This window comes from Nostoc sp. (genome assembly GCF_036916975.1).
Lineage (GTDB): Bacteria > Cyanobacteriota > Cyanobacteriia > Cyanobacteriales > Nostocaceae > Nostoc.
Genome location: NZ_JBALFF010000118.1, coordinates 75,560 through 100,614, shown reverse-complemented (window position 1 = coordinate 100,614; position 25,055 = coordinate 75,560). Strand labels below are relative to the sequence as shown.

Annotated in this window: 24 protein-coding genes and 1 pseudogene; 6 read left to right on the top strand and 19 right to left on the bottom strand. The window is 42.1% G+C overall.

Annotated features, from left to right (window positions below):
- Positions 1-304: 304 nt before the first annotated feature.
- The 4 genes from V7K73_RS27475 to V7K73_RS27460 form a co-directional block, all read right to left on the bottom strand.
- Positions 305-1,123: a PD-(D/E)XK nuclease family protein gene (locus V7K73_RS27475; protein ID WP_334884880.1), complete on the bottom strand. Its 819-nt coding sequence runs from the start codon at positions 1,121-1,123 to the stop codon at positions 305-307.
- A gap of 164 nt (positions 1,124-1,287) precedes the next feature.
- Positions 1,288-1,491, bottom strand: coding sequence for a hypothetical protein (locus V7K73_RS27470; RefSeq protein ID WP_100899691.1), 204 nt, complete (start codon positions 1,489-1,491; stop codon positions 1,288-1,290).
- A gap of 14 nt (positions 1,492-1,505) precedes the next feature.
- Complete coding sequence (def, locus tag V7K73_RS27465) at positions 1,506-2,069, bottom strand: peptide deformylase (protein WP_334884878.1); 564 nt, start codon at positions 2,067-2,069, stop codon at positions 1,506-1,508.
- An 851-nt stretch (positions 2,070-2,920) separates the two neighbouring features.
- A complete protein-coding gene (locus tag V7K73_RS27460) occupies positions 2,921-3,208 on the bottom strand; it encodes a Mo-dependent nitrogenase C-terminal domain-containing protein (RefSeq protein WP_334884876.1) in 288 nt (95 codons plus the stop codon).
- Between the two features lie 401 nt (positions 3,209-3,609).
- Between V7K73_RS27460 and V7K73_RS27455 the strand changes: the two genes are divergently transcribed.
- Together V7K73_RS27455 and V7K73_RS27450 are read left to right on the top strand one after the other, a co-directional pair.
- Positions 3,610-4,512 (top strand): cell division protein FtsX, encoded by a 903-nt coding sequence (locus tag V7K73_RS27455; protein WP_334884874.1) that lies wholly within the window; start codon positions 3,610-3,612, stop codon positions 4,510-4,512.
- 64 nt (positions 4,513-4,576) lie between these two features.
- A complete protein-coding gene (locus tag V7K73_RS27450; protein ID WP_334884872.1) occupies positions 4,577-5,386 on the top strand; it encodes a DUF3598 family protein in 810 nt (269 codons plus the stop codon).
- A 114-nt stretch (positions 5,387-5,500) separates the two neighbouring features.
- Here V7K73_RS27450 and V7K73_RS27445 read toward each other — a convergent pair whose 3' ends face one another.
- The 4 genes from V7K73_RS27445 to aat all read right to left on the bottom strand — a co-directional run bounded on the left by V7K73_RS27445 (position 5,501) and on the right by aat (position 7,106).
- Entirely contained in the window at positions 5,501-5,749 is a 249-nt protein-coding gene (locus V7K73_RS27445; RefSeq protein WP_334884871.1) for a UPF0175 family protein, read from the bottom strand.
- 296 nt (positions 5,750-6,045) lie between these two features.
- The gene (locus tag V7K73_RS27440; protein WP_334884869.1) at positions 6,046-6,264 is read right to left on the bottom strand and encodes a type II toxin-antitoxin system HicB family antitoxin; all 219 of its coding nucleotides are present in this window, start codon (positions 6,262-6,264) and stop codon (positions 6,046-6,048) included.
- Positions 6,261-6,485, bottom strand: coding sequence for a type II toxin-antitoxin system HicA family toxin (locus V7K73_RS27435; protein ID WP_334884867.1), 225 nt, complete (start codon positions 6,483-6,485; stop codon positions 6,261-6,263). The genes V7K73_RS27440 and V7K73_RS27435 overlap by 4 nt, the downstream gene beginning before the upstream one ends.
- A 42-nt stretch (positions 6,486-6,527) precedes the next feature.
- Positions 6,528-7,106 carry a leucyl/phenylalanyl-tRNA--protein transferase gene (gene aat / locus V7K73_RS27430; protein ID WP_334884865.1) on the bottom strand — a complete coding sequence of 193 codons (579 nt, stop codon included), beginning with the start codon at positions 7,104-7,106 and terminating at the stop codon, positions 6,528-6,530.
- A gap of 103 nt (positions 7,107-7,209) precedes the next feature.
- Here aat and V7K73_RS27425 point away from each other — a divergent pair, with 103 nt between their 5' ends.
- Complete coding sequence (locus tag V7K73_RS27425) at positions 7,210-7,539, top strand: hypothetical protein (protein WP_334884864.1); 330 nt, start codon at positions 7,210-7,212, stop codon at positions 7,537-7,539.
- A 78-nt stretch (positions 7,540-7,617) separates the two neighbouring features.
- Here V7K73_RS27425 and rpsN read toward each other — a convergent pair whose 3' ends face one another.
- From rpsN to V7K73_RS27400, 5 genes are all read right to left on the bottom strand, one after another.
- Positions 7,618-7,920 (bottom strand): 30S ribosomal protein S14, encoded by a 303-nt coding sequence (gene rpsN, locus V7K73_RS27420; protein ID WP_334867077.1) that lies wholly within the window; start codon positions 7,918-7,920, stop codon positions 7,618-7,620.
- A gap of 76 nt (positions 7,921-7,996) precedes the next feature.
- Complete coding sequence (gene nth, locus V7K73_RS27415) at positions 7,997-8,668, bottom strand: endonuclease III (protein WP_334884862.1); 672 nt, start codon at positions 8,666-8,668, stop codon at positions 7,997-7,999.
- A 23-nt stretch (positions 8,669-8,691) separates the two neighbouring features.
- Positions 8,692-9,792 (bottom strand): RIP metalloprotease RseP, encoded by a 1,101-nt coding sequence (gene rseP, locus V7K73_RS27410; protein WP_334884861.1) that lies wholly within the window; start codon positions 9,790-9,792, stop codon positions 8,692-8,694.
- A 191-nt stretch (positions 9,793-9,983) separates the two neighbouring features.
- Entirely contained in the window at positions 9,984-11,264 is a 1,281-nt protein-coding gene (gene serS / locus V7K73_RS27405; RefSeq protein WP_334884860.1) for a serine--tRNA ligase, read from the bottom strand.
- Between the two features lie 165 nt (positions 11,265-11,429).
- Positions 11,430-12,005 (bottom strand): DUF3611 family protein, encoded by a 576-nt coding sequence (locus V7K73_RS27400; RefSeq protein ID WP_334884859.1) that lies wholly within the window; start codon positions 12,003-12,005, stop codon positions 11,430-11,432.
- Positions 12,006-12,656: 651 nt separating this feature from the next.
- On the opposite strand from V7K73_RS27400, the gene V7K73_RS27395 reads away from it, so the two are divergent.
- Positions 12,657-13,004 (top strand): PadR family transcriptional regulator, encoded by a 348-nt coding sequence (locus V7K73_RS27395; protein WP_334884858.1) that lies wholly within the window; start codon positions 12,657-12,659, stop codon positions 13,002-13,004.
- 59 nt (positions 13,005-13,063) lie between these two features.
- Positions 13,064-13,594 carry a cofactor assembly of complex C subunit B gene (locus V7K73_RS27390; RefSeq protein WP_334884857.1) on the top strand — a complete coding sequence of 177 codons (531 nt, stop codon included), beginning with the start codon at positions 13,064-13,066 and terminating at the stop codon, positions 13,592-13,594.
- 450 nt (positions 13,595-14,044) lie between these two features.
- On the opposite strand, the gene V7K73_RS27385 is transcribed toward V7K73_RS27390, so the two are convergent.
- A complete protein-coding gene (locus V7K73_RS27385) occupies positions 14,045-14,362 on the bottom strand; it encodes a DUF3155 domain-containing protein (RefSeq protein WP_334884856.1) in 318 nt (105 codons plus the stop codon).
- Positions 14,363-14,650: 288 nt separating this feature from the next.
- Between V7K73_RS27385 and V7K73_RS27380 the strand changes: the two genes are divergently transcribed.
- Positions 14,651-16,003 (top strand): GAF domain-containing sensor histidine kinase, encoded by a 1,353-nt coding sequence (locus tag V7K73_RS27380; protein ID WP_334884855.1) that lies wholly within the window; start codon positions 14,651-14,653, stop codon positions 16,001-16,003.
- Positions 16,004-16,131: 128 nt separating this feature from the next.
- Here the strand turns inward: V7K73_RS27380 and V7K73_RS27375 are convergent.
- The 5 genes and pseudogenes from V7K73_RS27375 to thiO all read right to left on the bottom strand — a co-directional run bounded on the left by V7K73_RS27375 (position 16,132) and on the right by thiO (position 24,963).
- Positions 16,132-17,085: pseudogene (locus V7K73_RS27375) on the bottom strand (S-layer homology domain-containing protein).
- Positions 17,086-18,752: 1,667 nt separating this feature from the next.
- Positions 18,753-19,469: a conjugal transfer protein TrbI gene (locus tag V7K73_RS27370; RefSeq protein WP_334884853.1), complete on the bottom strand. Its 717-nt coding sequence runs from the start codon at positions 19,467-19,469 to the stop codon at positions 18,753-18,755.
- 450 nt (positions 19,470-19,919) lie between these two features.
- Positions 19,920-22,127 (bottom strand): tetratricopeptide repeat protein, encoded by a 2,208-nt coding sequence (locus tag V7K73_RS27365; RefSeq protein WP_334884851.1) that lies wholly within the window; start codon positions 22,125-22,127, stop codon positions 19,920-19,922.
- 406 nt (positions 22,128-22,533) lie between these two features.
- A complete protein-coding gene (gene psb34 / locus V7K73_RS27360) occupies positions 22,534-22,713 on the bottom strand; it encodes a photosystem II assembly protein Psb34 (protein WP_334884850.1) in 180 nt (59 codons plus the stop codon).
- Positions 22,714-22,947: 234 nt separating this feature from the next.
- Positions 22,948-24,963 (bottom strand): glycine oxidase ThiO, encoded by a 2,016-nt coding sequence (thiO, locus tag V7K73_RS27355; protein WP_334884849.1) that lies wholly within the window; start codon positions 24,961-24,963, stop codon positions 22,948-22,950.
- Between the last annotated feature and the right edge of the window lie 92 nt (positions 24,964-25,055).

Here is a 25,055-nt window from a genome sequence, read left to right as displayed (position 1 = left end):
TTTGGAGTTTGGAGTTTGGAGTTTGGAGTTTGGAGTTTGGAGTTTGGAGTTTGGAGTTTGGAGTTTGGAGTTTGGAGTTTGGAGTTTGGAGTTTTAATTTATAAGTAGGTCGGCGAGAAAAAACTAAACTATGTAATGAAAAGTAAAATCTCTGTATTTGGCTCGTAGTTGCGCTTTAGCGCATCCGGATAAAGATGCGCTAAAGCGCAACTACGAACCAGTGATGATTATTTGCGCCGACTTACTTAACTCCTAATTACTAACTTTTAACTATTAGTTCGAGAAAACAATCCTGCGGATAAAATTAAAGTGAGACTTCTTGAATGCTATCAAAATTGGGCAATGAATCTTTCACTGCTTCTTCAGTAGGTTCTGTGCGTAGTTTACCGCCGTAGCCATCGCACCGTTTGGCAAACTGACAATAATCACAGGTTTTGCTACCCTCCACCACTTGAGGAAACTGCTGGTTATTTTGGTAATTTTTCAGCCAAATAGTTAACTGGCTTAATAATTGATTAAGTTTCTTTGCTATTTGTGTATGTTGAACAGTATTGTAATTAAATTTAATATTTTGTGGTTTTCCCTCAGATTGGACAAACCAGTAAGTCATCGAAATATTTTCTGGCAAATAGTCGCTAGTTTCTGCCAATACATACAAATAAAGCCGTGTTTGCCAGTTGGATTCTAAGTTGCGTTTATTGGGTGGTTTAGGATAAGTTTTCCAGTCGAGAATTTGCGCTTGTTGGTTATCTGCAATCAATAAATCATAGACAACTGTCAGCAAATAATCCTGAACTTGCAGAGTGCGGTAGTGTTCACTCTCACGGAAAGTTTGGTTTTCAGATGCAGGCGTTAAAATTTCTGGGGCTGCATCGGCAAAAGCTAGCATCCAGCTTTGCAGTTTAGCATCTGCTTGCAGGAAACTATCAATTGGCAGACCCATTTCTCGCTGCTGCATTAGCAAGTGAAAGCGACTACCCAAAGTTTGCCGTTCTTCTTGTTCTGGATTTGAGGGCGAATTGAGTTTTTCTAAGTAAGTATGTTGGAATTTACGCGGACAAACTTCTAGTAAGTTGAGTTGTCCTTGAGATAGTCGTAGTAGTTGAGTGGGAGTTGACAGCATTCTTCTATTTTAGAAGCGATCGCTGGGGTTACAGGGTTAACCGCAGCGCAGTTAGTGACGCTAAAAACTTTTGGGGCAAGTGGAAGATGGAGAGCAAAAATAAAAGGTAAAAGGATAAACTTTGCATTTATTCCATCCTTTTACCTTTTTTATGTACCTGATGCTTATTTCATGTTAGCCCTTGCGTCCTTCACTGCGGCAAAGAAAAATAATCCTGTAAGTGGAATGCTCAATGCCAGGATAATCGCAGTGGTCGTGAAACCAAAATCTGGTCGTCCGTAACTGAGTTCAAAAATCGAACCGACAGCCGCGATCGCGCTTACACAAGAACCACCCAGAAATAAACCGCTTTTTGGAGTTAAATACACTACTAGCCCCCTACCTATGTTATTGGTTTCACCGCTTGATACGAGAAGCCATTCTTAGATAGCTCCTGGACTAAAGTCAAGGAGTTTTCTACACGGTCTACAAATACCACGCCGTTAAGGTGATCCATCTCGTGCTGAATGCAGCGTCCTAAAAGGTCATTAGCCTTTAATGTCCGGGGACGACCGTATTCGTCTTTATAGGCAATTTCTACGACTTCGGGGCGCTTTACGTCTAGATATACGTTGGGAATGCTCAAGCATCCTTCTTGGGCTACAGAGATGTCGCGGCTTACTTGTTTAATGGTGGGGTTAATCAACACCAAGGGCTGATTAGCTGCATTCTCTGGTTCTAGGTCGATGACAATTAGTTGTTTGTGAATTCCCACTTGGGGTGCAGCCAAACCAATGCCATCTTTGCTATACATAGTTTGCAACATTTCGCGCACCACTTGGCGGAGTTCATCATCTACTTTCGCAACTCGCTTTGCAGCTTGACGCAGGACGCGATCGCCTAAATAATGAAGCTCCAAAGGTGGATTTTTTAACTTTTTTTTCTCTACAGCAATTTCAGAAGGCATGAGTCTTGATGGCTAGATGGTGAAAATTCTTACTATCTTTATTCTATAAGACTCATATTTAATTTTTGAAATCCCCGTAGGGGAGCCAGTGCTTTGCAATTTAAGCTGAAATCTTCTGACTGTATGAGTTTTGCCCTCACCCCCAGCCCCTCTCCCATTTTTGGGAGAGGGGAGCAAATCCCCCAGCCCCTCTCCCAAAAATGGGAGAGGGGAGCAAATCCCCTAACCCCGAATCCCAAAAATGGGAGAGGGGATGACGTTAAGTTCACACCAATGGCTTTTTGTCCCACCCCAGAAGATTGGATAATTTATTTGTTGCAAGTCCCTAGAGACGACTAAAGTCTTCATAAGATGACTGGAGCCGCTCACTACGAAATAATTTCAATATTTTTTACATTACTTAATCTAAACCTTATCTAAGTTGAGAACCGTAGTTTTCACCCTCTCCCTAACTCCCTCTGCTAAATGCTTGAGAGGGAGTTTGAAATTCTGGCTCCCCGAATCCCAGATTTGGATTCGGGGTTGGGGGATGAGGGCAAATCTTTTTCATCATGGAAGAACTATAGGTTTCAAGATAGACGTGGTTTAGTTTGATTTATTCTCACCGACTTACTTAAGCGAACACGAGTGTGTCTTGTAGAGAAGATAACTAATATATAACCAAAAATATGAAGTCTACTTCAGTAGACTTTAGCTTGTAGCCTTGAACTTTAGTTCCAGGCGGGTTTAGCAGCCAACACTTAAACTGTTTCTAAGCTTTTGTTGACACCAATACCCTAATCATAACCGCTATATCAATCTTACTTAGTAAAAGGAATTTTTCAATGTTTTTTATTGATTGAAACCTATATTTAACAATATTTTGTCGCATCCTCACCACATTCATTGACTAAATATAATAAAGACTTAAACCGAAGACCAACTATTTGTTCATAGAGGGGGTTAATTTTACATAAAGGTGGAATCTGAAACAGAGTCCGACCGAAAACTGTAACAGTTCTTTCAAAAGGACAATTGGAGGGAATTACTTTGCACAATAGTTTGGCTAGATGATAATTATGTATTTCTATAGACTCAAGTTGATATTGGATCTGGCTTAATAAGTTATTATCCAACTTTGCTTTATTTAAGGAGTTCATAATCTAAATTTCCTTCAATCAATCTTGTTTGTTCCTTTAAATTTACAAGCATCGTCAGATACTAAACATCGTAAAATTACCAAACTATTTTTCCCCTTTTTTGAAGTCGGTTATAAAAACAGTAAAATTGCTTAGAAACCAGAACAGGTAGCCATTGTTATCAATAACTGTAAGAGCGACAGCGAGTGTATCTATGGTGAATAGCACGAAGATAAGGTAAATAGTCGAGACACCAGGAGCCTACAGGAGCAAAGGAGCAGGAAGGAAGTGGCAATTTATAAAAGCTGATGTATTGGCAAACTTTGCACTATTGACTATAAATAGTGGTGTTATTGACGTAAAGACGCAAAAGCTGAACTTAGCGCCAAGGGGTTAAGTTCATTCAAATTTTGAGGTGATGTGTGTTTAAATCTCTTACGAAACTTGACTACCTGCTCAAAGAAACTTTCCTCGGTTTACTGCGGGGAGGTTGGATGAATTGGGCAGCTGTAAGTACTGTAACGGTGTTACTGTTTTTATTCGGCTTGAGTTTGCAAACCTCTTGGCAAGTTGAAAAACTCCTCTATCAGTTTGGTAGTCAGCTAGAAGTTTCAGTTTATCTCGAACCGGATACGCGGGTAGAAACCATTGAGCCACTGATTGCAAAAATGCCAGAGGTAGCGGCGATACAAAGCATTACCAAAGAGCAGGCTTGGACTAAGTTAGTTAAGGAAATGAGAATTTCTGATATTGAGGGGGCTACCCAACAGCTAGGTGAGAATCCTTTAGTTGACGAGATGAAGGTGAAAGCGCGTAATTCTCAAGTTGTACCAACTTTAGCAACGCAGTTGGCTAAGTTACCGGGAGTTGATACGGTGCAGTATGTGGATGAAGCAGTTAAACGCATTGCCCAATTGCACCAAGGTCTGAACTGGATTAGTTTAACAATTACGATTATTCTGACTTTAACAGCGATCGCAGTGACTACTACGACAATTCGGCTGATTGTGATGGCGCGACGCCAGGAAATCGAAATTATGCAACTGGTGGGAGCAACCAGAGCTTGGATTTACCTACCGTTTATTTTACAAGGAATTAGTTTTGGTTTGGTTGGTGGTGCGATCGCTTGGAGTTTTATTTCAGTAATTCAACAGTTTCTCGGTAAGTTGCTAGCCAATCAACCTGAATTTATTCAAGCTATCACCAACGGGGTGCAACTCACTCCAGCCCAAATTTTACTCTTGCCCCTGATTCTCTTGAGTTTCGGTTCAGCTGTAGGATTAATGGGAAGCTTATTTGCTGTCCGACGTTTTGCCAAAGGTTAATCATTAATCATTGGCCATTGCAAAGGACAAATGACTAATGACAAATGATAAATGACAAAACCTTATGAAATCGCAATGGGAATGTTTTCTGCAAAATCTCGGTGTATGGGAAGGTTCATTCACTAATTTTTCTCCCGAAGGTACACTTCTCACAGATACTCCTAGCCATCTTTCTCTAGAAGGTGTAAACAATAACCAGACAGTGGTACTAACTCTGAGCCGTTCGGGAGGAGATGATGTAATCAGAGAATTTAGTTCTGTGGGAGGGGGTCTACTTTTTTTTGAAAATGGTTCATTTTCTGAAGGTTTAATTCAGCTAGGGCCATTTTCCGAATTCGGTGCAGAACTGGCTTTTGTTCATGAAAATCGCCGCTTACGTCTGGTGCAACTGTTTGATAAAACTGGTAATCTAAGTAAACTAGTTCTAATTCGAGAACATCTAGCCAGAAGCCCAGTAACAGAACGTCCACCTTTGCAGATAAATGACTTGTTGGGAGAATGGCAAGGACAAGCAGTGACAATATATCGAGATTTGCGTTCGCCTGATATTTACTCTACAACTTTGAAAATACAACTTGATGATACTGGGCGATTAATTCAAAGTACCTCATTTGGCGATCGCACAATTACCTCAACTGCTACCATCAAAGGTTCCATAGTTCTATTTGACCAAGATCCCCAAAAACAAGTACAAGTATTATTGTTACCTGATGGCGCTTCTGCAACTTCTCCTCTAAAGGTGCAATTACGTCAACCATTATTTTTGGAAGCGGGTTGGTTAATCCAGTCAAATCTGCGCCAGAGGATGATTCGCAGCTATAACGATAAAGGCGAATGGGTTAGTCTGACATTAGTTACTGAAGAAAAAGTGTAAGGGATTTTTAGCTTGCAATTGATCGCACTAGAACCTATTTCCATCGTACCTGAAGAGAAAATGGAGCGATCGCTCTATCCAAATTTGTGATTGCCGACGTATCGCTGATAACAATCAAAGCCTTCCAAGCTCTCGTAGGTTTTTCAAATCCAATTCAAAGTCTTCAACGTCGTAGGAGTAGAGAGGGATGTTTCGCTGCTTGAGGAGTTGGCGAAAGGTATTGGGTTGCATATCCGCTAGCTGACTGGCGTAGCCTATCGTTAAGCGTCCTGTCTGGAATAGGAACAGAGCAATTTCTTGACAAAACTCGCTTGGAGTAAGCTGAGATGCTTGGAGAACTTCGTCTGAGATTACAACACTCATAACAAGCCTAGTTTACCGATTAAGTAAGTGGGCGCAAATAATCATCACTGGCTCGTAGTTGCGCTTTAGCGCTAAAGCGCAACTACGAGCCAAATACAGAGATTTTACTTTTTGTTACATAGTTTGGTTTTATCTTGTCTACCTACTTATATCTTTAGGGTAGTGCAAGAAACGTCAAACTATAACTGTAATTCTTCCAAGTAAATTTAACATCCGGTTTCACTGGGAGATAGTCTTTAACCCAGTATACGTAAAGTAGGCGTTCGTTAGTGTTAACACTGACTCAACACTGGGAATCAGGCAATTTGAAGTGTGCTAGGTTCAGGAATAGATTCACCTTCTACTTGCCAAGCTTCCAAGTACATTTCAATAACTTCTTCGCCATTACGAATAGCTTCCTCACGAGTTTTGCCATGAGTGCAAGGCATAATAACGCGCTCGACAAACTCTGGAATCGTGACTAGGAAAAGCTGATCTTCATCAGACCATTGAAGAATCATACTGTATCGATTCATGAATCATCGTCCTTTCTTAACTCTTGGAGTTCAGTCAATAAACTTGCTAACTGTTTTTCTAGGTAGATTGGCACATCGTCTCCATCTTTACCGGGAATTGTGAGTATTTTTTTGATCAAAGAATGTCGCCAACGCTCATGACTGCCTTTGCCACGCTTAGGCAGATAAACGAATCCTTCACGCGCAATCTGAGCTTTTAATTCCCGAATTTTCCTCGGCATGAATGTTATCTAGTTTTATACCCTATTTTCTCACGCTCAAACTCAGCATACAAAAGAACATCGACATTGCAACGCTTGCTTGAGTAAACCTTGATATTCATCATCCTCAACCCGATAAGCCCCAAACCTCTCCAAATGCGGATTCATCATTTGGGCATCAAAAAACACAAATTCCCTCTGACGCAACCTTTCCACCAACTTAACCATCGCTACCTTCGAGCCTTCAGGAATCCGATAAAACATCGACTCGCCAATAAAAGCCCCACCAATAACAATCCCTAAAATTCCCCCAGCTAATTCGTCACCCTGCCAAGTTTCAAAACTAAAAGCATAACCATTCTGGAAAAGTAGCCAGTAAATCTTTTGTAATTCCGGTGAAATCCAAGTTGTCTCTCTATCAGCACACCCAGCCACCACAGCTTGAAAGTCCCGATTAATAGCCACACTAAAACGCTCTTGATTCAAGACACGCTGCAAAGACTTAGGGTAGCGAAACCGTTCATCCAAAGGAATAAAAGTCCGATCGCGACTTCGGTACCAACTGAGGCGATCGCGCTCATCAGCCATGAGAAAATAGCCTTGTGCATAACCCCCAACAATAGCCGCGATATCATATTCCATAAATATAAAAAAACACTCTTAGAAACGCCATTTGATCCTATCAATCATCCTCCGCGTTCCTCTGCGTTTCCCTCCGCGTCCCTCTGCGTTTAAAATAAAAAAGATGACTCAACCAATCCCACCCATCACCCTACCACCCCCTGAAAACCCTTTGCTCGAAGGAGAATGGTTACGAGAACGCTTACAACGGTGGCTAGATACAGAATTTCTCCCCGAAGCAGTCAACCAAAACATTGCCCAACGAGCCGCCCAGATTTTTGTGCGTCAACGGATGGAAGGAGAAAACGACCTTGGTTCTCTGGTAATTGCCATTGTCACAGAGATGCAGTCGTATGATTTTTCCAATAGCTTCTATGGAGAGTTTGCGATCGCTAACGCCGTCAGCGATCTACTCTTAGAAAGTCTAGGAATTGATAAGTGTTGTGGTCAATAATAGTTAGGAGTTAGAAGTTAGGAGTTAGGAGTTAGGTTTGTCTCAATTAATAACTCATCACTCATAACTCATAACTTTTTACCAACTAGACTTAACAACTCCAGGTAAAAGACCTTCATGGGCCCATTCTCTCAGCACGTTCCGAGACAGTCCAAAATCGCGGTAAACACCTCTAGAACGACCGGTCAACCAGCAACGATTGCGGTGACGAGTGGGCGCACTATTCCGGGGTAGCTGTTGAATCTTGCGGTGGATTTCCAACTTATCTAGGGGAGATGGTGCACTTCTGAACTCTTCTAAGAGAGCTTCCCGCTTGTCAGCATACTTTTCTATCAACCTAGTGCGCTTTTTCTCGCGCTCAATCAAGCTCTTTTTTGCCATATATTCTCTAACTTATTTAAAGACACCGTTTTCCATTCTACAGTCTCTCCATCAATTCTGGGGTTACTTGTGTCGCTTACCCTACAACCACCGGCTTATTAGCAGCAGGACATAAATCGGCAAGTTCACAAGCAATGCAGACGGGAGAGCGTGCTCTACAAATAGCACGACCGTGATAAATCAGCCGAATTGACCAATTTTCCCAATCAGGCTGAGGCAATAAACCCATTAAATCTTGCTCAATCCGAACGGGGTCTTTTGCTTGAGTTAAACCCAAACGTTCACTGAGGCGCTTGACGTGAGTATCTACCGTCACCCCAACATTAATGCCATAACCATGACCCAAGACTACATTTGCTGTCTTTCGCGCCACACCTGGAAGCTTTAATAATTGCTCCATTTGGTTAGGCACAACAGAGTCAAATTCGCTAACAATCATCCGACAGGCGGCTTGAATGTTTTTGGCTTTATTGCGATAAAACCCTGTTGAACGCACCAAGCTTTCTAATTCTACCAAGTCAGCGATCGCTAAACTCTCAGCATCAGGAAACCGAGCAAATAAAGCTGGTGTCACTTTATTCACTCGCTCATCAGTACATTGAGCAGAGAGAATCGTTGCTACCAAAAGTTGTACTGGCGTTGAGTAGTTCAAAGAGCAAGTAGCATCTGGATAAAGACGCTTCAGCCGAGCTAAAATTTCTATCGCCCGTAGCTTTAAAGGTAAAAGTTTTTTTTCCCTATTCCCCACTCCCTACTCTCCACTCTCTATTTTCACTGAAACAATTTTTGTACCCACTCCAATTGGCTAGTTAATTGAGTAGTTTCTTTGACTATCAAAAAGATTCCTAACCCTAAGAGTAACACCAAACCAGTTTGCATTACCCCTTCTTGAATCCGCGCCGGAACAGGCTTACCGCGCAAACCTTCAATCAGCAGAAAAGCAAGTTGTCCACCATCCAAAGCTGGTAAAGGCAAAATATTGATAATAGCCAAGTTAATGCTGATAATTGCCGCAAAAGACAACAAGTTTACGCTATTGTCCTCAGCTAATTTTGCACCGATTTTGACAATATTAACTGGCCCAGAAACTTGTCCAGCAGTTTGTTGAAAGTTAGTAATCAACTGCCCAAAACCGCCGAGTGTACCAACAAATAATTGTTGAAACCTGTTAGCAGCAATGCCAAAAATTTCAAAAGGACTATTAGGACGACGATAAATTGCTGTAGCATTAGGACTAAGTGCCACACCAACTACACCTTTACCATCGGCTCCCAGTTTTGGGGTTAATTTCAGGGTTTGTTGTTGGTTGTCACGTAGAATTTTCAGGTCGATTTGCTGATTGGGATGAGTTTGAATTTCTTTTGTTAGCAAAGGAGTTGACTTTTCAGAAGCTGGGAGTTCTTGACCATTAACAGCCAGAATAATATCTCCTTCCCGAATTCCTGCTTGATAGGCAACAGATTCTTGATTAACAGGCTGTACGGCGACACCAGCTTTATAATTTAATTCCTTGGGAATGCCGACGATACCTAATTGTAGAACCAGCACCAAATAGGCAAAGATTAAATTGGCGATTACTCCAGCACTAATCACGATCGCCCTGTCTAAAACTGGACGGTTACGCAGCAGATTTGGGTCATTGGGTGGAATATCGCTATCGGGGTCATCATCCGGGAAGCCGACAAAGCCGCCCAAGGGAAAAGCGCGGACAGCATATTCGGTTTGTGAACCTTGGTACTTAAGAAGAACTGGGCCAAAACCCAAAGAAAAACGGTTAACGAGAATACCTTGAGAACGGGCTGCAACAAAATGTCCCAACTCGTGTACTAAAATCAAAACAGCCAAAACTGCGATCGCTGCTAAAACTGACATAGAGTAAATTGTGAAGATATTAAGATACGGTTATCTCCATTCTAATTGGGCATTAGGCATTGGGCATGGGGCATGGGGCATGGGTAAAAGACTAAGTACATAATTTCGTAAATTCATAGCGAATCCCTCAGCGTACCTCTGCGCTTCCCTCAGCGTTCCTTTGCGTTTAAAACTGCTACGAATTGGACAAATTACAAAACTTCACGCCCCAAGTAAGGTTGCAACACTTCTGGTATCCTCACCATCCCATCAGGTTGTTGATAATTCTCCAAAATTGCAGCCATCGTCCGTCCCACCGCCAAACCCGAACCATTCAGAGTATGTACGAACTGAGTCCCTTTCTTCCCCGCCTCTTTAAAGCGAATATCAGCCCGTCGTGCCTGGAAATCTATAGTATTGGAACAGCTAGAAATTTCGCGGTATTTGCCAGAAGAGGGTAACCAAACCTCTAAATCATAAGTTTTTGTCGAAGAAAATCCCAAATCCCCAGTACTTAAATTTACGACTCGATAAGGCAACTTCAACGCCTGTAAAATTGCTTCTGCATTCCCCACCAATTTCTCCAACTCATCAAAAGACGTACTGGGTTCGACAAATTTCACCATTTCCACCTTGTTAAATTGATGCAGGCGAATTAAACCCCGCATATCCCGCCCATAACTCCCAGCTTCGCGGCGAAAACAGGGAGTAAAAGCACAGTGGTAAATAGGCAAATCTTCAGCAGCGAGAATTTCACCCCGATAGAGATTTGTAACTGGAACTTCCGCCGTCGGAATTAGCCATAAGTCATCATCAGCGCATTTAAAGCTTTCTTCCGCAAACTTGGGTAATTGACCGGTCGCCGTCAAAGACTCGGTATTAACTAACAGAGGCGGACTGACTTCCACATAACCAGCTTGAGTATGAACAGTCAGCATAAATTGAATTAATGCCCTCTCCAATGCCGCACCAGCCCCTATCAATGTCACAAAGCGACTTTGGGCAACTTTTACAGCCCGTTCAACATTGAGAATACCCAGCTTTTCGCCAATTTCCCAGTGAGGGAGAATATTCGGATTTTTGGGAATATATTCATCACCCCAACGGCGGACTTCTACGTTATCTTCCTCATTTTTACCAAGGGGTGTAGAGTCGCTTGGTAAATTGGGAAGTGCCAACACAAGTTGGGCGATTTCAGCTTTGAGGTTTTTTTCTTGGGGTTCGAGTTCACTCAACGTAACTTTGACAGAGTTACCTTCATCCCGCAAAGCTTGAATTTCTCCGTCTTGAGGATTTATCCCAGATTTAATCTTTTGCCCGACAATTTTACCAATTTCGTTGCTACGAGCTTGGAGTTGACTACGCCTTCCCTCAAGTTCCCGTTGTTGCCGATCTAACTGTAAAATCGGTTCAATGTCGTATTTACCACTACGACTATTCAATCGTTCTTGAACTAATTGCGGATTTTCCCGTATTTGCTTGATATCCAGCACAGATTTTTCTCAGTTTTTAGCCTATTATCTTCCTGCCAACACATCAGCATATACTGATTTTGACTTGCCACGAGCAGAAAAGCAAACATAAAAATTTTGCCCTGCCAATCTTACCAGGGCTAGAAAAATTTAAAATCCAAAATTTGGTATTACTCCTCTGATTTTCTAGGGACGGTTAATGCGATTGAGCAACCAAAGCGATGCAATAACCCCTGCAAAATGCGCTGAAACAGTGTTGGTGTTTGCCTGTACCACAAGCATATCTAGACCGCTAATAATTCGGGTGGGATCAAACAATTGCGTAGTTATAGCTTGCGGGGATATGGATCTTGCTACTAGTGTACCGACGATCGCTTGCGCCCCTAAAAGAGTTACCAGCGTTCCCCCTAAATTCACCCACAGCCCTAAGCGTAATACTTGCACAGTCTCGCTTTTGCGAGGGCGGTTGCTGGGATTGGAGGATTCCAATTGCTTGCCAATTCTAGTGTATCGGTAAGCTAAATAAATCCCTCCACCCAAAATAACCAGTCCACAAATTGCTAAAAATACGCCAAAGCCAGTCCCAGGATTATTAGCAGGACTGCCAGTTCTTTGATTAAAGATGGCAAGCAGCACAATTATGCTAGAAACAACGCCTAGTACTAGCTGAATCCAGAAGCTAATCCAGCCTGTAAGGCGAAAAGTTTGGGCAATTGCCCGCAGAGTCGAGGAAGATGATGGAGCATCGGGAGTTTGTGACATAAACTGATCGCTAATATGCTAGGCGCTTGATTAAGGAACGCGAGGACGAGGGGACGCAAAGACTTCTTTACCCGCGTCCTTGCGTTTCCCCGTCTTCTTTCCCCCCGCCTTTGGGTCTTCTTTGATAAATTTACTATCACACTTGCCATAACAGACAAAAGATTCTCTTTTTGAGAAAATCAGTAATGGTTAAGCTTTAAGTGTTTTCACTGCCGTAGCAGATTTAACCCAGACATATCCCTTAGCGTAAGCTTTCAGAATTTGCATTGGAAAAATCACTATAAAACAAAGTGTTTATGAACTTTTACAGACAAAATAGCATTTTACCTGTAAAATTTCTTCGATGGCATTTTATTGCTTAAGCAGTTATAACTAGCTCGGCATCACTTAACACCAAGACAGTGACTTTGCCACTGTCTGTTCGCTCCTCACCATATCGTATCGAGCTTGAGTAGGGATACACTATTTGGTGCTCCTAAAACTCGTAAACTCGTCCCACAACTTCACCGGCGTGGGTAATTATTTCGTATTTACGCAATGGATATCTAGTCTAAGTAGCTTTATATATTACTTACTTAGCAGTAGCACTATATAGTGACTACAAGGATTGTAGACCCTACCCTAAGGCATTTTTTTAGCCATTCACTAACCATGAAACTTGAGGATATATATCAATTTTTTGAAAATCCTCCGCCAACTTACCTTTGTCAGGAAGTAGCAGTTTGTTACATACTGTCTGTTTTATTACAAGGGGAATCTTACGGAACCGAGTTGATTGAGCAATTAGAAACTGAATATCCAACCTATAGACTTTCGGATACCGTACTTTATAGTGCAATCAAATTTCTGGAAGATGAAAGGGCAATCACTGGATATTGGAAGAAACTCGAAGGACGAGGACGCCCCAGGCGAATGTACCAAGTTTCTCCAGAATGGCAAGTTCAAGCGCAGGATTTAGCTTTTCAATGGGTTAACTACATCAATAGGAGGACAAAGTAACGAATAATGAATAATTGATAATGAATAAGTCTCCTCCAGTCAAACAATAACAATTAGTTATGGATACTGCTATTCTGCCATCTACGTTCCTGCTAACCTTGTTGTTATCAGTTGGGCTGTTTTTCTTTATTCGGGCATCGACTAAAGACCGCATAGAAACAGCACAATTGGTATCCGAGCAAGACGAAGCTGCTTTCATGTCTCAATTAAAAGAGTATTTTCGCTCGCGGTCTTACCGAGTGGCAGAGGTAGACCGAGAACAAAACAAAGTGATTTTTGAAGGTAATGTCCGCCCCAGTTGGTTCTTAGCTATATTTTTAACTCTGCTGGCAGCGAGTGGTATTGTTTGTCTATCACTAGTCGTGTACCTGCTTTTTCCTAACCTGAGTACCTTTGTTCTACCTATGGTACTGCTGTCGCCTTTGAGTGGTCTATTTTATTGGAAAAAATCTGGAAGACTTGAGAAGGTGTCGCTTAAAGTAGAAACAACTCAGAGCGAACAAACCTCCTCAAGTAAAATTACTGTAGTTGCCCATCGAGATGAACTATACGAGTTACAGAGGACTCTACAGCTTAAGGCTGGTGAATAATTGTTGGTTTTTATGACCATCTCTTAACTATGATATGCAGACTTGTGATCTGACCTACTCTTTAGGCAATGGAAAGTAGGAAGGAGGAAATCAAGACTTCTGCTTTGTCAATTTTCCCCACGACTTGTGTCGTGGGGAAAAATTTAAATTCATTAACTTAAATTTGTTGACAGAGCAAGGTTTAACAATTTACGGCATAAGAGCGCAATTTCACTAGCGCTTTTGGAGGCGCTTGGCTCTATACCCACTTCCTTCTGTACCTTGACACTAGTATCAATCCATGCAATCTAGCGTGGTTTGACACAAGTTGATTTTTGAACTACCTGGCTAGCCTTAAAAAGCAAATCAGCTCCAAACTAAAAAAAAATTAAATTTTGCATAAACTTAGCAATTTTGCCAGTTAATGATAGTCAGGAGCCACATTCAATGCGTAAGATGACCGTTTATGGTTCACCGATTAGCTAAAGCTTGAGGTTCTTGACCTGGTGAAGGTTCTAACACCCTCAAGCTAGGAAACAAGAAGTGGTTTTCCTCTACGTATTGAGCACCAAAGAGTCCCTTTTCTGCCCAGAAATAACGGTCTGTGGTGTGTTCATTTCGCTTTACGAGTAGCAGCGCAGGTGGCAAAATACCTTCAGCTTGAATGAATCTTCTTGCTGCTGTCACAGGTTTTTCTTCGCCACTTTCGATGCTATATTGAGGCACATGTTCCAAAATTCGCCGTCCTTCCTGACGACGACGACTTTTCCTTTTGCGTCTCCTTGCCAATCTATTGTCCTCCTCTTTCAAGCTATAGATTGTAGTAATAGCTACAAAATCCGTCGCCATTATATAAGTTCTAGTTCAAAATATCAATAGTTTTTCACCTTTTAATTTAAGAAAATTAATATATGTATTTGGAGATAAAGAAAACAAAACTACCTAAGAATATAATCCCTTAGTACAAACCATCACTAAAAAGATTTTAGTTAAGCTTTATTAAATGGGTGAGGTAAAAACTAAGTATCTTCTCTTAATCATGCCTCAAAATCTGTAATCTTGAGGAAAAGCTAAAAAATGTTAATGTCTGCCAGTTCTGATTTTCTTGCCCTATGTCGAGAGCAAATAGCGCTGCTAACCCAAGGGCTGGGAGCAACTTTAAGTATTGTGTACCTGACACAAGAATTGGTAGAGACTCCTTCGGGTGAGTCGAAACTGATTCCTGTAGTGATTTACCCGGAAACAGCATTATTACCACCAGGAGAGGAGAATGCTGAAGCGACAGTACATAAGCAATTTCAAGTTGGAAATGTGTTTATATTACCCAATCAACAGAGAAGGTTATTGACAGCAGGATCAGAATCTCCAACTTCGTCACCGGAGTCGGAGATACCAGATGCTTCAGGGCCCTATCTAAAAGAGGAATACTTATTTAGTGGCAACCAAATTGTTTTACCTCTGGTTTATGAGGGTGTGATGATGGGGTTACTAGTGACGGGTAGGAAAGATCGGGGATGGAATGAACACGAGGAAAGTCAGATTCAACGGATAGCCCAAACACTGGCGATCGCTTGTATTTTAGATCAACGGCGAGCATGGTTTGAGCAGCAGTTGCATGAGCAACAAGTTCTCCAAGAAAAACAGCGAGATTTGCTGGATAATCTGTTGCATCAGTTTCGTAACCCTTTAACGGCGTTACGGACTTTTGGTAAACTGCTATTAAAAAGGCTCAGACCAGCAGACACCAACCGAAATGTAGCAAATAGTATTGTGCGGGAAAGCGATCGCCTCCAAGAATTGCTGCAACAATTCGATCAAGTAATTGATTTAACTGAGGCAGATTTAGCACCACTACATCTCCCCAAAGAAGTATTTGTAGAAGCAACTATCCAAAAAGACGCTAAACCACCGTTATTATTGCCAGGAACGGGAGATAAAGCAGTTGACTGCTCGTTAGCAGATATATTAGAACCATTATTAATATCAGCCAATGCGATAGCTCTTGAGCGAAAGCTAAAACTAATAACTGAAATTCAAGAAAATTTACCCCTAGTGCGTGCAAATGTCAAAGCATTACGAGAGGTGTTAACTAACATTATTGATAATGCTTTAAAATACACTCCCACTGGTGGCAAAATTTTAATTCAGGCGGGGCAAGAAAAGGCTAATTTTCAGGGAATTGTCATTAGTGACAATGGGCCAGGCATTCCCCCGCAGGATTTAGAACATCTTGGAGAACGGCATTATCGGGGTGTACAAGCGCAAACAGAAATCCCCGGCACTGGTTTGGGGTTAGCGATCGCAAAACAATTAATAGAGCAAATGCAGGGCGAAATCGAGGTTTTCAGCCCTGCAATCAACTCTAAGCTAACTTCACCCGATGCGCCGGGAACTACCTTTATTATTTGGTTACCGGAAGTGGAAACTTAGTTAGGAGTTTGGAGTTTGGAGTTAGGAGTTAGGAGTTTGGAGTTTGGAGTTTGGAGTTAGGAGTTTGGAGTTTGGAGTTTGGAGTTTGGAGTTTGGAGTTTGGAGTTTGGAGTTAGCCTAATTCATAACTATTTTAGTGAAACCAACAAGTTTTGATTGATGGTCATTTGTAAATCGGTATTTGGGTCAATGGCGATTAAGTCAACACTATTCTTGCCGAAGAATAGACCAACCAACGCACCGATACTGGCGCCACCCAACACTTCTTCTGTGGCGATCGCGCGATCGCCTATCAGGGATAATTAAAACAATTCGCAATTCGTAATTCCCAATAGAGCCTCCGGTACGCTTTGCGGTTTTCATGGCCCTTTGGGCTGTACGCAATTACGAATTATTTAATTGCTGGGGTTTGGCACGACATAGGGCGAGTTAATTGCTGGGGCTTGATTAGAACTAACCAGTGCTTGGTAGATAAAAGCTGCTACCTGGGCGCGAGTAGCAGTTGCGGTTGGATTCAGGGACTTCACATTCGGATAGTTCACCACAATTTGTTTTTCAGTTGCTGCTGCGATCGGGCTACGGGCGTAGCTAGCGATGTTAGAAACATCGTTGAAATACCTCAGAGTGTTTTCGGTATTGCCACCAGAAGTATATCCCAGACCGTTGGCGAGAGAAACCAAAACCTGCTGGCGGGGAATAGCCTGGTTAGGCCCAAAGCGATTACCAGGATATCCTGCTAAGAAACCAATGCTATAGGCTTTCCCAATGGCACTGGATGCCCAGTAGTTGCTAGGGACATCAGTAAAAGCGATCGCTTGCCGTTGCTGTGATTTTTGGAAAGCTTTATCGACCATAGCGGCAAATTGAGCGCGTGTCACAGGTTCTTCAGGGCGGAAGCTACCATCAGGAAATCCGACAATTACGCCTAGCTGTGACAATTGTTGAATAAATTGTGCCGCCCAATAGTTAGATGAAACATCAGAAAAAGCAATAGTTTGAGCCGAAGATGAAGCAGTATTTTGAGCCAAAGATGTCGGGGAGCATCCCACTTGGATGGGTTTGCTTTGCAAACTATAAGTCATTAGCTCACAAACTAAACTTGCCGACTTAGACTCTACAGAATTCCGCCTTGGCGGATTTTGTTTATCTAGCTTCGATTTCCAATCGCTAGATATTTTTTCTAGATTGGGATGTTTACTTAAAAACTCTGAGTCTGCAACAACATCGTGAGGTCCTTTAACACTTATCTTAGAACTATTGAGGTAGATATTATAGTCATAAGTAACGTTTTGATTTTTATAATTACTGTTACTAAGTTTGCCAGGAAAAGCATAGAGAATGTTATTTAAAATTTTGACATCAGATGATTTATTAGCAAATATTTGCCCCTCGTTAATTTCTGGACTTTGATTATTTAAAACAGCAGTGTTATTTACAATATCAATATGATCGCTTAAAAATCCATGAATGCCGGAACCACCATTATTATATGTAAGATTGTTTTTAACTAAAGTACGTCCTGTATATGCACTCATTTTTAAGTTCTTCTCATCATTTCTTGAACTATCGATAATGATGCCATTACCGTCTGTGATCTGTCCGACTGTGATCCAAGGGATGTACATACGATTGTTGTAGGTCTGATTGTTGGTCACATACATCTTGTATCCCTGGTTATTGTCAGAATTCCAATTGTTTAACATTGAAATGCCACTGTTACCATAAACACTATACCAGGCATTATTAAACACCACGTTATTATCTATTGTCACATAGTCGGATTGAATTGCTGAAATACCTCCTCCTCCGCAGTCATGCACTTTGTTGTTCAGAATACGAATGTGATGAGGATGATCGTTGGTTCGTCCGTCAACGCTGATGCAGTTTCCATTCGTCAGTGGGTTTACTTTGTTAGTCTTCTGACTCCTCGCATAATCAAGGGTAATATTGGCATTGTTCCCTATCACCTCCAGCCCGTTGATCTCGATATATGAAGCTCCATTTGAAATCAGGATACCATTCCATGTATTGTGCTGAATTTTTGGGGAATGCCCAGGATATGCTTTGTACTTAATCCATGCATTTGCAGTTCCAGAACGTTTAATAGTTACTACACTCCCAGCTTTGGGTATATTTTTGTATACTCCGTTCATAATCAATACTGTATCGCCAGGGTTGGTAAGGTCTGCTGCCTTTTGAATTGTCTTAAAGGCGGATGAAGTAGAGAGTCCGCTATTATTGTCGTTTCCAGTACCACTAACATAGTATGTTTTGGGTTTTGAATTAGCGCTAATTAGCTCGCGGCCAGATCGGCTCATTTCCTGGTTAGTGGATACCGGATGGACATTTTGAACTAAAAATACTTTTATCCTTTCTCCCTGAGCCATAAGACTTAATACTACGGGAATTGCAAAATATGTGCCTATACCGAAACCTTGAATTTCCACAAGCAAAAGCTCCTTGATTACCAGTGATTACCACTATTTAATAAAAATATCAGGATATTACGTAATTTTGAATACTCTTTTGGATAGAGAAGAAAATACAGCCGATTTTCTAAGTTCACAGTATAGGGTAATTAAATAAATATTTTAATAAATATTAATATTAATTAAAACGATATAGAGGAAGAATGGTTGCTGTAAAATATAATTTTTTACTATTAAAAATTAAGGCGATCGCACAGTATATTTAAAGGAGCGATCGCCTATCAGGGGTGATTAAAGTCACGACTTGAATTCAGTTAAATTTAGTAGCGGGATTGTGGTACTAAATTCAAGTTAGAATTCAGTGTGAGCTTCAAATCCTCTGCGGGTCTAAGAACAAAGACATTTGCTTGTTTTTTCCGCAACAGCACACTTGCTCCTGCACCCGCAGCCGCACCAAGAACAGGTTTTAAGTCGTCAATTTTGCGGTTACCAGTAACTAATGAACCTAAAAGACCAGCACCCCCACCAATAGCTGCATCAGTTAAAATCTGACTTGTGCTGGGGCCTTGTGAAACTTTTTGAGTTGTGGTATATGTCCGAGAACTTGCATTAATTGACTGACGCTGACCATTAGAAAATTCTAATTCTTGAGCTACAAACCGCACGCCTTTTCCTTGGTTATCATTTGTATCTCTTGAAGAATAATTATCTAGGTCAACAGATTCTAGTCGTCCATTTACTTTAGTACCGACGGGAATCAAGACATTTCTATTTCTGTCGATAATGTCATTCGCTATTCTCAAGGTTAGAGATTTAGTTTCCCCAGGAGCAATAGTAATTGTATCTTTATCGTAGGTAACAGGTAAAGCAACCCCAGAAGGAATGGTAACGTTTCCATATTGCCCAATTCTGTCTTGCCCAATTCTGTATTGTGCATTAGCAGGAGCTAAAGTTAACAGTGGGGCAGTGAGGCTTGCTGTAACGGCTATTGCCATGAGTGCAGCAGTTCCAGATTTCAATTGATGTATGCGAGTCATAAGTGGGTAAACCTTTGTGTATGTTATGTATTTAATGACGTGAATTCACTGAGTTTGTTTCTGAAATTTATCAAACCTCTTTAAAGACGCATTCCGAATATTTAAGGTACTTATATAGCCTGGAGTTTGTGTTGCAGCTAGTCCTATTGGAGATATCGCTTTTCAGAATTTGTATCTTGCTAATGTGCGTCACTAAATAGATGGTGAGATCCTCTCAAGATGACGCAAAATAGGTCTAATTGTTTCCAGAGTTGTTTCATTGTTAACATCCACATATCTACAGCACTGAACAGAGGCGGATGGACTGACTGTGAACTCTTACTTCTATTGTAGATTTCTTTGGTGAAACTGGGGAAAGGTTTTCGCTTTCTTTGTCAGTCAGGAGTCTATCCCCCTTGCTTATTGCTCCCTGTTCCCCTGCTTCTTTTTCAAGGGTATTGGGGATATGATTTATAGCTTTGACAAAATCTCTGGTAACAACTGACTAGGAACTTTAGATAAAGCCAGATTTTGTCCCTGGATGCCTAATTCATTATGAAAAGCACGAATAGTTTTCACTATATAAGTAAAGGTTGTTTGATAAGCTTCGGGCTGTTTGCTTAATCCGTTCAAGGCTTGCAAATGGTTGTCTAATGCTACTTCTAAGTGTTGAGAACGTGTTGCTTTGTCACCATTAAACGACTTATCTATTACTAGTTGATAATGTGCAAGTCCCAGGTTATTATAAGAGGCAAGCAAATCAAAACTTAAAGGAGTACCGCTAAGTGAGCGAGCCAAGGCTATGGCCTCTTCGTAAGCGCTAATGCATAGTTGCAGATACTTTTGCCGTGCTTCTTTAGTTGTTTGAGATAGGTTTGCTAAATGCCAGTAGGCAGTAGCTAAATTATTTTGTGTAGCGGCGCAGCCACCAGGAACATTAGCTGGAGTGCGATACTTAAGAGCTTCGTTGTAAACATCTATAGCTAGCTGAAGATTTTGGGCAGGATGTTCGTATTGTGCCAGATTCCAAGAGGCGGTGCCGATGTTGTTTTGAATCATGCCATATTTGAGCGGTTCCTGTTCGGGGTTGTAGTGTACAAGTGCTTCGTTGTAAGCTGCGATCGCTTTCTTTAAATGCACAATCGGTTGGTTGTATTGCCCTAAATGCCAGTAAGCAGTACCCAAATTGTTCTGGCAAGCCGCATACTTTAATGAATCCATGTCGGCTGTACGATAGCTAAGTGCTTCGCTGTAAGCTATAATCGCTTGCTGCCAATTTTCAGAAGGGTGAGAAAAACCAGCTAAATCACCATAAGCCGTCCCCAAATTATTTTGCACACGAGCGTAAGTTTCTAGATGTGTCTGGGGTGAGATCATCTTTAACGCCAACTGATAAAATTCTATAGCCTGCTCTATATAGGTTTGTCCTTCCTCAGAATTGGGCGGTGTACGGTATAGCATCCAGTAGAGTGTACCCAAATCATTTAAGATATCTGGGAGTTGTGGTGAGGTTTCGTCATAGCTAATTGCCTCCTGATAGGCAATAATTGCCACCATCAGGTTTTCTAGGGTTGCTCCTTGCTCAATGCGAAGGCGGTATAAGCTGCCCAAGCGATGATAAGCTTCTGCCAGTACCTCCCCTGGAACTTGCTTTTGGTGTAATTCTTCAATCTCCAGCAAAATCTGCTGCGGTTGCAAGTAATCCTCTGTATTTTGAGCAATATTTGTATTTATCGTTGCTATTACTAGCTCCGTTAACTCGCTACTAATATGAGATAAAGACGACAGCAATTGATTATTATTCGCAGTACCAGACCTATTAGTAGATTCCTGGTATTGTGGCGCAGCCTTCAATAAGTCGCCTGGTGATGGAGATTCCTGGGTTTTATGTCCGCCATTCCCTTGTGTTTCTGCTGGAAAATCGGAATTATTTTTAAACTTTAACTCGCTGGCTGCGGTTTTGAGTTCTGCTTGGGTAACTGATTCATCTGCAATCGACTGCTCAATATAGCCTAAATCCAAGCTTCTGGGATTAGAAAAACGTTCTGGATAACCCGAATTCTGAGTCGCTGGTGTAGGTTCTCCAGCAAACACAAATACGCCAGTCCGACAACGCCAAAACTGTGGCGCTGATTGCTTGATAGCAGATAACCAAGGACGTGGTATCCACAACAACAAGTTAGATTCTAGGAATCGGCTAGATTCTTGTACAGAGAAATATTGTTCGCTTAAGCGGAGATGGTGCAAAAATAACCGTTGTGTAGCGACTGGTTGCTTGGTGAGATGCTCCACGCCGACAATCTGAAATGCTGGTACTGGAGAAGGTCTTCCAGGGGTATCTTTTGATGCCCCAACAATTGGCGGTGGATAGTTTGCCAACCATTGATTTATTTGAAGTATGGGATTGGGATCGTTTAAATTCAAACGCAACGTAACTAATCGCGGATAAGCTAGAGTGCTATTTTCCTGAGCTTTTGATGGCTGAGATAGCACTTGTCCAATAGGATAAGCCAATGTAGAATGCAAACGGGTCGCTACTTGATTTCTCAAGTGTAAATCATCACATACTGCTAAAAAAAATTGTCGTCGTAAGCCAAGACTGAGGGCAAGTTTCAGGCGGTGGTATACTTGCCGATTCCAACTAGAATTATCATTTTTTGCAGTATCATTCACGCTCATAGCGGCTAAAGAGCCAGAACACAGTACATATCTATCACCTTTATGGGCGCATCCAAGTAAGCTAATCTCATAATAGAAATGATTTTTAAGCTAGCGTTCTACTGCTGTAGATAAATTCAGCTTTTCAGGTATAAGTAGATAGACAAGATAAAACCAAACTATGTAACGAAAAGTAAAATCTCTGTATTTGGCTCGTAGTTGCGCTTTAGCGCATCCGGATAAAGATGCGCTAAAGCGCAACTACGAGCCAATGATAATTATTTGCGCCCACGTACTTAGTAAAACAAAATAGTATATAATTATACTCTGAATTTTAATTTAATTTTAACAAAAAAAAGCAGGCTCCTCTTAAAATCAGAACCTGAAAACTATAAAGAAAATGAAATTTTATTAAAAAGCTTTACGATCAACTGCTCTTAGAAACAAAGAAGGCAACTAGAATCAAGCCGCCAACCAAAACTGTAGCGACGATTCCTAATAAAAGATAAGTTCGCTTTTGCCCTTCTGTGGGAGCTTCTGCTTGATAAATTTTTGGTTCCCGGGCAAAATTATTCAGAAGGCCGCCTTCTTCGTTTGTATAGGGCATGAATTAATTCCTTTATATTTATTGTTCATCTAATGTTACATAAATCGTAGATCCGCCCTCAAAGTGCTAGACAAATCGTTACATTAGGGATTTAAAAGAGGCAGGGGGCAGGGGGATGAGGGGGATGAGGGGGATGAGGGGTAAGAACTTGCAACAAGTCTTTCCCCTTGTCCCCAATTCTCAAGAGTCGCCAAGTCCTCTTCCCAATGCCCTGTTTGGCCTATTCCCCATTCCCTAACTAGTAATCGTTCCAGTCAGAGGTGAACTAGGACTGGCGTAGTCTTTGATAGGCATTCTGCCAGCAAGGTATGCTAGACGACCGCCAACTGTTGCTAAATTCATGGCCCGAGCCATTGCTGGCGGGTTTGGAGAAAGTGCGATCGCACTATTAATCAACAAAGCATCTGCTCCCAATTCCATTGCTTGGGCGGCTTCTGAGGGTGAACCAATTCCGGCATCTACCACCACTGGTACACCCGCATTTTCGATGATGATTTGGATGTTGGCGGTTGTTTTTAGCCCTTGTCCAGAACCGATGGGCGATGCTAAAGGCATTACTGTAGCACAGCCTACTTCTTCTAAACGCTTGGCTAACATGGGGTCAGCGTTAATATAAGGCAATACTGCAAAACCCTCTTTAACTAATTGTTCTGCGGCTTGCAGCGTCCCGATTGGATCTGGGAGTAAATACTTAAGGTCAGGTATTACTTCTAACTTTACAAAATTATTATCTTCCTGCCCTAACAATTTCGCCATTTCTCGCCCCAAACGCGCCACCCGAATCGCCTCTTCAGCAGTTTGGCAACCTGCGGTATTGGGCAACATCCAGATTTTTGTCCAATCTAAAGCTTCAGCTAAACCTTCGTGTCCGGGGGCTTTGGTTTGTACCCGTCGTACTGCTACGGTGACAATCTGGCAATCACTGGCGGTAACGCTTTGCTGCATTTCTTCAATGCTGCGATACTTACCAGTTCCAGTCATCAAGCGGGATTGAAAGGTTTTACCAGCAATAATTAATGGGGGGTCTTGAATGGGGAGTGGTGGCTGCTGTGGCGATATGGCAGGACGATTCCCGTTGGAGAAATTGGCAGAGTGAGTCAGCATTGGGGTAGAGGTAGATAGCTTGGACTGGAAGCGCGAATAGTGAAAATCAGCAAGTAGAGGGTCAGACTTTTGTTCTAAGATAAAATCGGCAATCAAGGCGGCTGTTACGGGTGCAAGTAGAATTCCGTTACGGTAATGACCTGTAGCAAGGGTTAAATTTTGACAATGGCTAGTGCCAAGGATGGGCAACTCATCGGGGGTGGCTGGGCGAAATCCCCACCAGAATTCTTGGATGGGATAATGTTTGAGTTGGGGATACAGGCGGATGGCAGCTTGTAGTAATTTTTGAATACCTTCTGGGGTGTTGTTGGGGGTGAAGCCAACGTCTTCGCTGGTTGCACCAATAATAAGGCGATCGCACCTTGGTACGATGTAAATATCCTGCCCAAACAAAACCCGCTTCAAGGGCAATTCTGGTGCAATTTCTGGTATCCGCACACTCAGCATTTGCCCTTTTCTGGGACGCACGGGTACTGGTAACAACTCATTTGACCAAGCACCTGAAGCTAAAACATAGTGTGCGGCGCGAATTATTCCAGCATTGGTTTGCACGCCAACCACTTGTCCTTGCTGCTGTAAAAATCCTTCTACTGTAATCCCGTCTTTAAGTTCAACACCAACAGACTCAGCCGCCGTCCACAAAACCTGAGCGAGAGCCTTATTATCAACTTGCGCGTCTTCAGGATACCACCAGCCACCAATTACCTCTGCTCCCAATCCTGGCTGATATTGATGAATTGCCTCTTTGGTTAACCAGTAAGCCGGGGATGAGGAAGATGAGGGGGATGTTGCTTCCATTACTCCCTCATCTCCCCCTGCTCCCTGCTCCCTGCCCCCCTGCCCCCCTGCCTCTTCAAAGACGGGTGCAAGGATGCCACAGGGACGGTAGCCAGTATTTAAACCAGTTAGTTCTTCTAGTTTGCGCGTCCAGTCGGGATATAAAGCACGCGATCGCCAACACAATGAACGCATTGCCCCATTAGGGATGTTTTCTGCATCTGGTGCTAACATTCCGGCGGCGGCGTGGGTAGCGGCAGCCTGGAAGTCACGACAAAGCACGGTGACACTTGCCCCGCGCAGTTTTAGCTCAATGGCGATCGCTAAACCAATAACGCCGCCACCAATAATTACAGTCTCACTAGTCATTAGTCATTAGTCACTAGTCATTAGTTATTAGTCATTAGTACATAACTAATAACTCATAACTTATAACTTATAACTCATAGACGGATCTAACG

What these genes read in the sequence shown, in the direction of transcription:
- V7K73_RS27475 (WP_334884880.1), bottom strand. Translation starts at nt 1,123, where the DNA reads ATGCTGTCAACTCCCACTCAACTACTACGACTATCTCAAGGACAACTC.
- def (WP_334884878.1), bottom strand. Translation starts at nt 2,069, where the DNA reads ATGCCTTCTGAAATTGCTGTAGAGAAAAAAAAGTTAAAAAATCCACCT.
- V7K73_RS27460 (WP_334884876.1), bottom strand. Translation starts at nt 3,208, where the DNA reads ATGAACTCCTTAAATAAAGCAAAGTTGGATAATAACTTATTAAGCCAG.
- V7K73_RS27450 (WP_334884872.1), top strand. Translation starts at nt 4,577, where the DNA reads ATGAAATCGCAATGGGAATGTTTTCTGCAAAATCTCGGTGTATGGGAA.
- V7K73_RS27445 (WP_334884871.1), bottom strand. Translation starts at nt 5,749, where the DNA reads ATGAGTGTTGTAATCTCAGACGAAGTTCTCCAAGCATCTCAGCTTACT.
- V7K73_RS27440 (WP_334884869.1), bottom strand. Translation starts at nt 6,264, where the DNA reads ATGAATCGATACAGTATGATTCTTCAATGGTCTGATGAAGATCAGCTT.
- V7K73_RS27435 (WP_334884867.1), bottom strand. Translation starts at nt 6,485, where the DNA reads ATGCCGAGGAAAATTCGGGAATTAAAAGCTCAGATTGCGCGTGAAGGA.
- aat (WP_334884865.1), bottom strand. Translation starts at nt 7,106, where the DNA reads ATGGAATATGATATCGCGGCTATTGTTGGGGGTTATGCACAAGGCTAT.
- V7K73_RS27425 (WP_334884864.1), top strand. Translation starts at nt 7,210, where the DNA reads ATGACTCAACCAATCCCACCCATCACCCTACCACCCCCTGAAAACCCT.
- rpsN (WP_334867077.1), bottom strand. Translation starts at nt 7,920, where the DNA reads ATGGCAAAAAAGAGCTTGATTGAGCGCGAGAAAAAGCGCACTAGGTTG.
- rseP (WP_334884861.1), bottom strand. Translation starts at nt 9,792, where the DNA reads ATGTCAGTTTTAGCAGCGATCGCAGTTTTGGCTGTTTTGATTTTAGTA.
- V7K73_RS27400 (WP_334884859.1), bottom strand. Translation starts at nt 12,005, where the DNA reads ATGTCACAAACTCCCGATGCTCCATCATCTTCCTCGACTCTGCGGGCA.
- V7K73_RS27395 (WP_334884858.1), top strand. Translation starts at nt 12,657, where the DNA reads ATGAAACTTGAGGATATATATCAATTTTTTGAAAATCCTCCGCCAACT.
- V7K73_RS27390 (WP_334884857.1), top strand. Translation starts at nt 13,064, where the DNA reads ATGGATACTGCTATTCTGCCATCTACGTTCCTGCTAACCTTGTTGTTA.
- V7K73_RS27380 (WP_334884855.1), top strand. Translation starts at nt 14,651, where the DNA reads ATGTTAATGTCTGCCAGTTCTGATTTTCTTGCCCTATGTCGAGAGCAA.
- V7K73_RS27370 (WP_334884853.1), bottom strand. Translation starts at nt 19,469, where the DNA reads ATGACTCGCATACATCAATTGAAATCTGGAACTGCTGCACTCATGGCA.
- V7K73_RS27365 (WP_334884851.1), bottom strand. Translation starts at nt 22,127, where the DNA reads ATGAGCGTGAATGATACTGCAAAAAATGATAATTCTAGTTGGAATCGG.
- psb34 (WP_334884850.1), bottom strand. Translation starts at nt 22,713, where the DNA reads ATGCCCTATACAAACGAAGAAGGCGGCCTTCTGAATAATTTTGCCCGG.
- thiO (WP_334884849.1), bottom strand. Translation starts at nt 24,963, where the DNA reads ATGACTAGTGAGACTGTAATTATTGGTGGCGGCGTTATTGGTTTAGCG.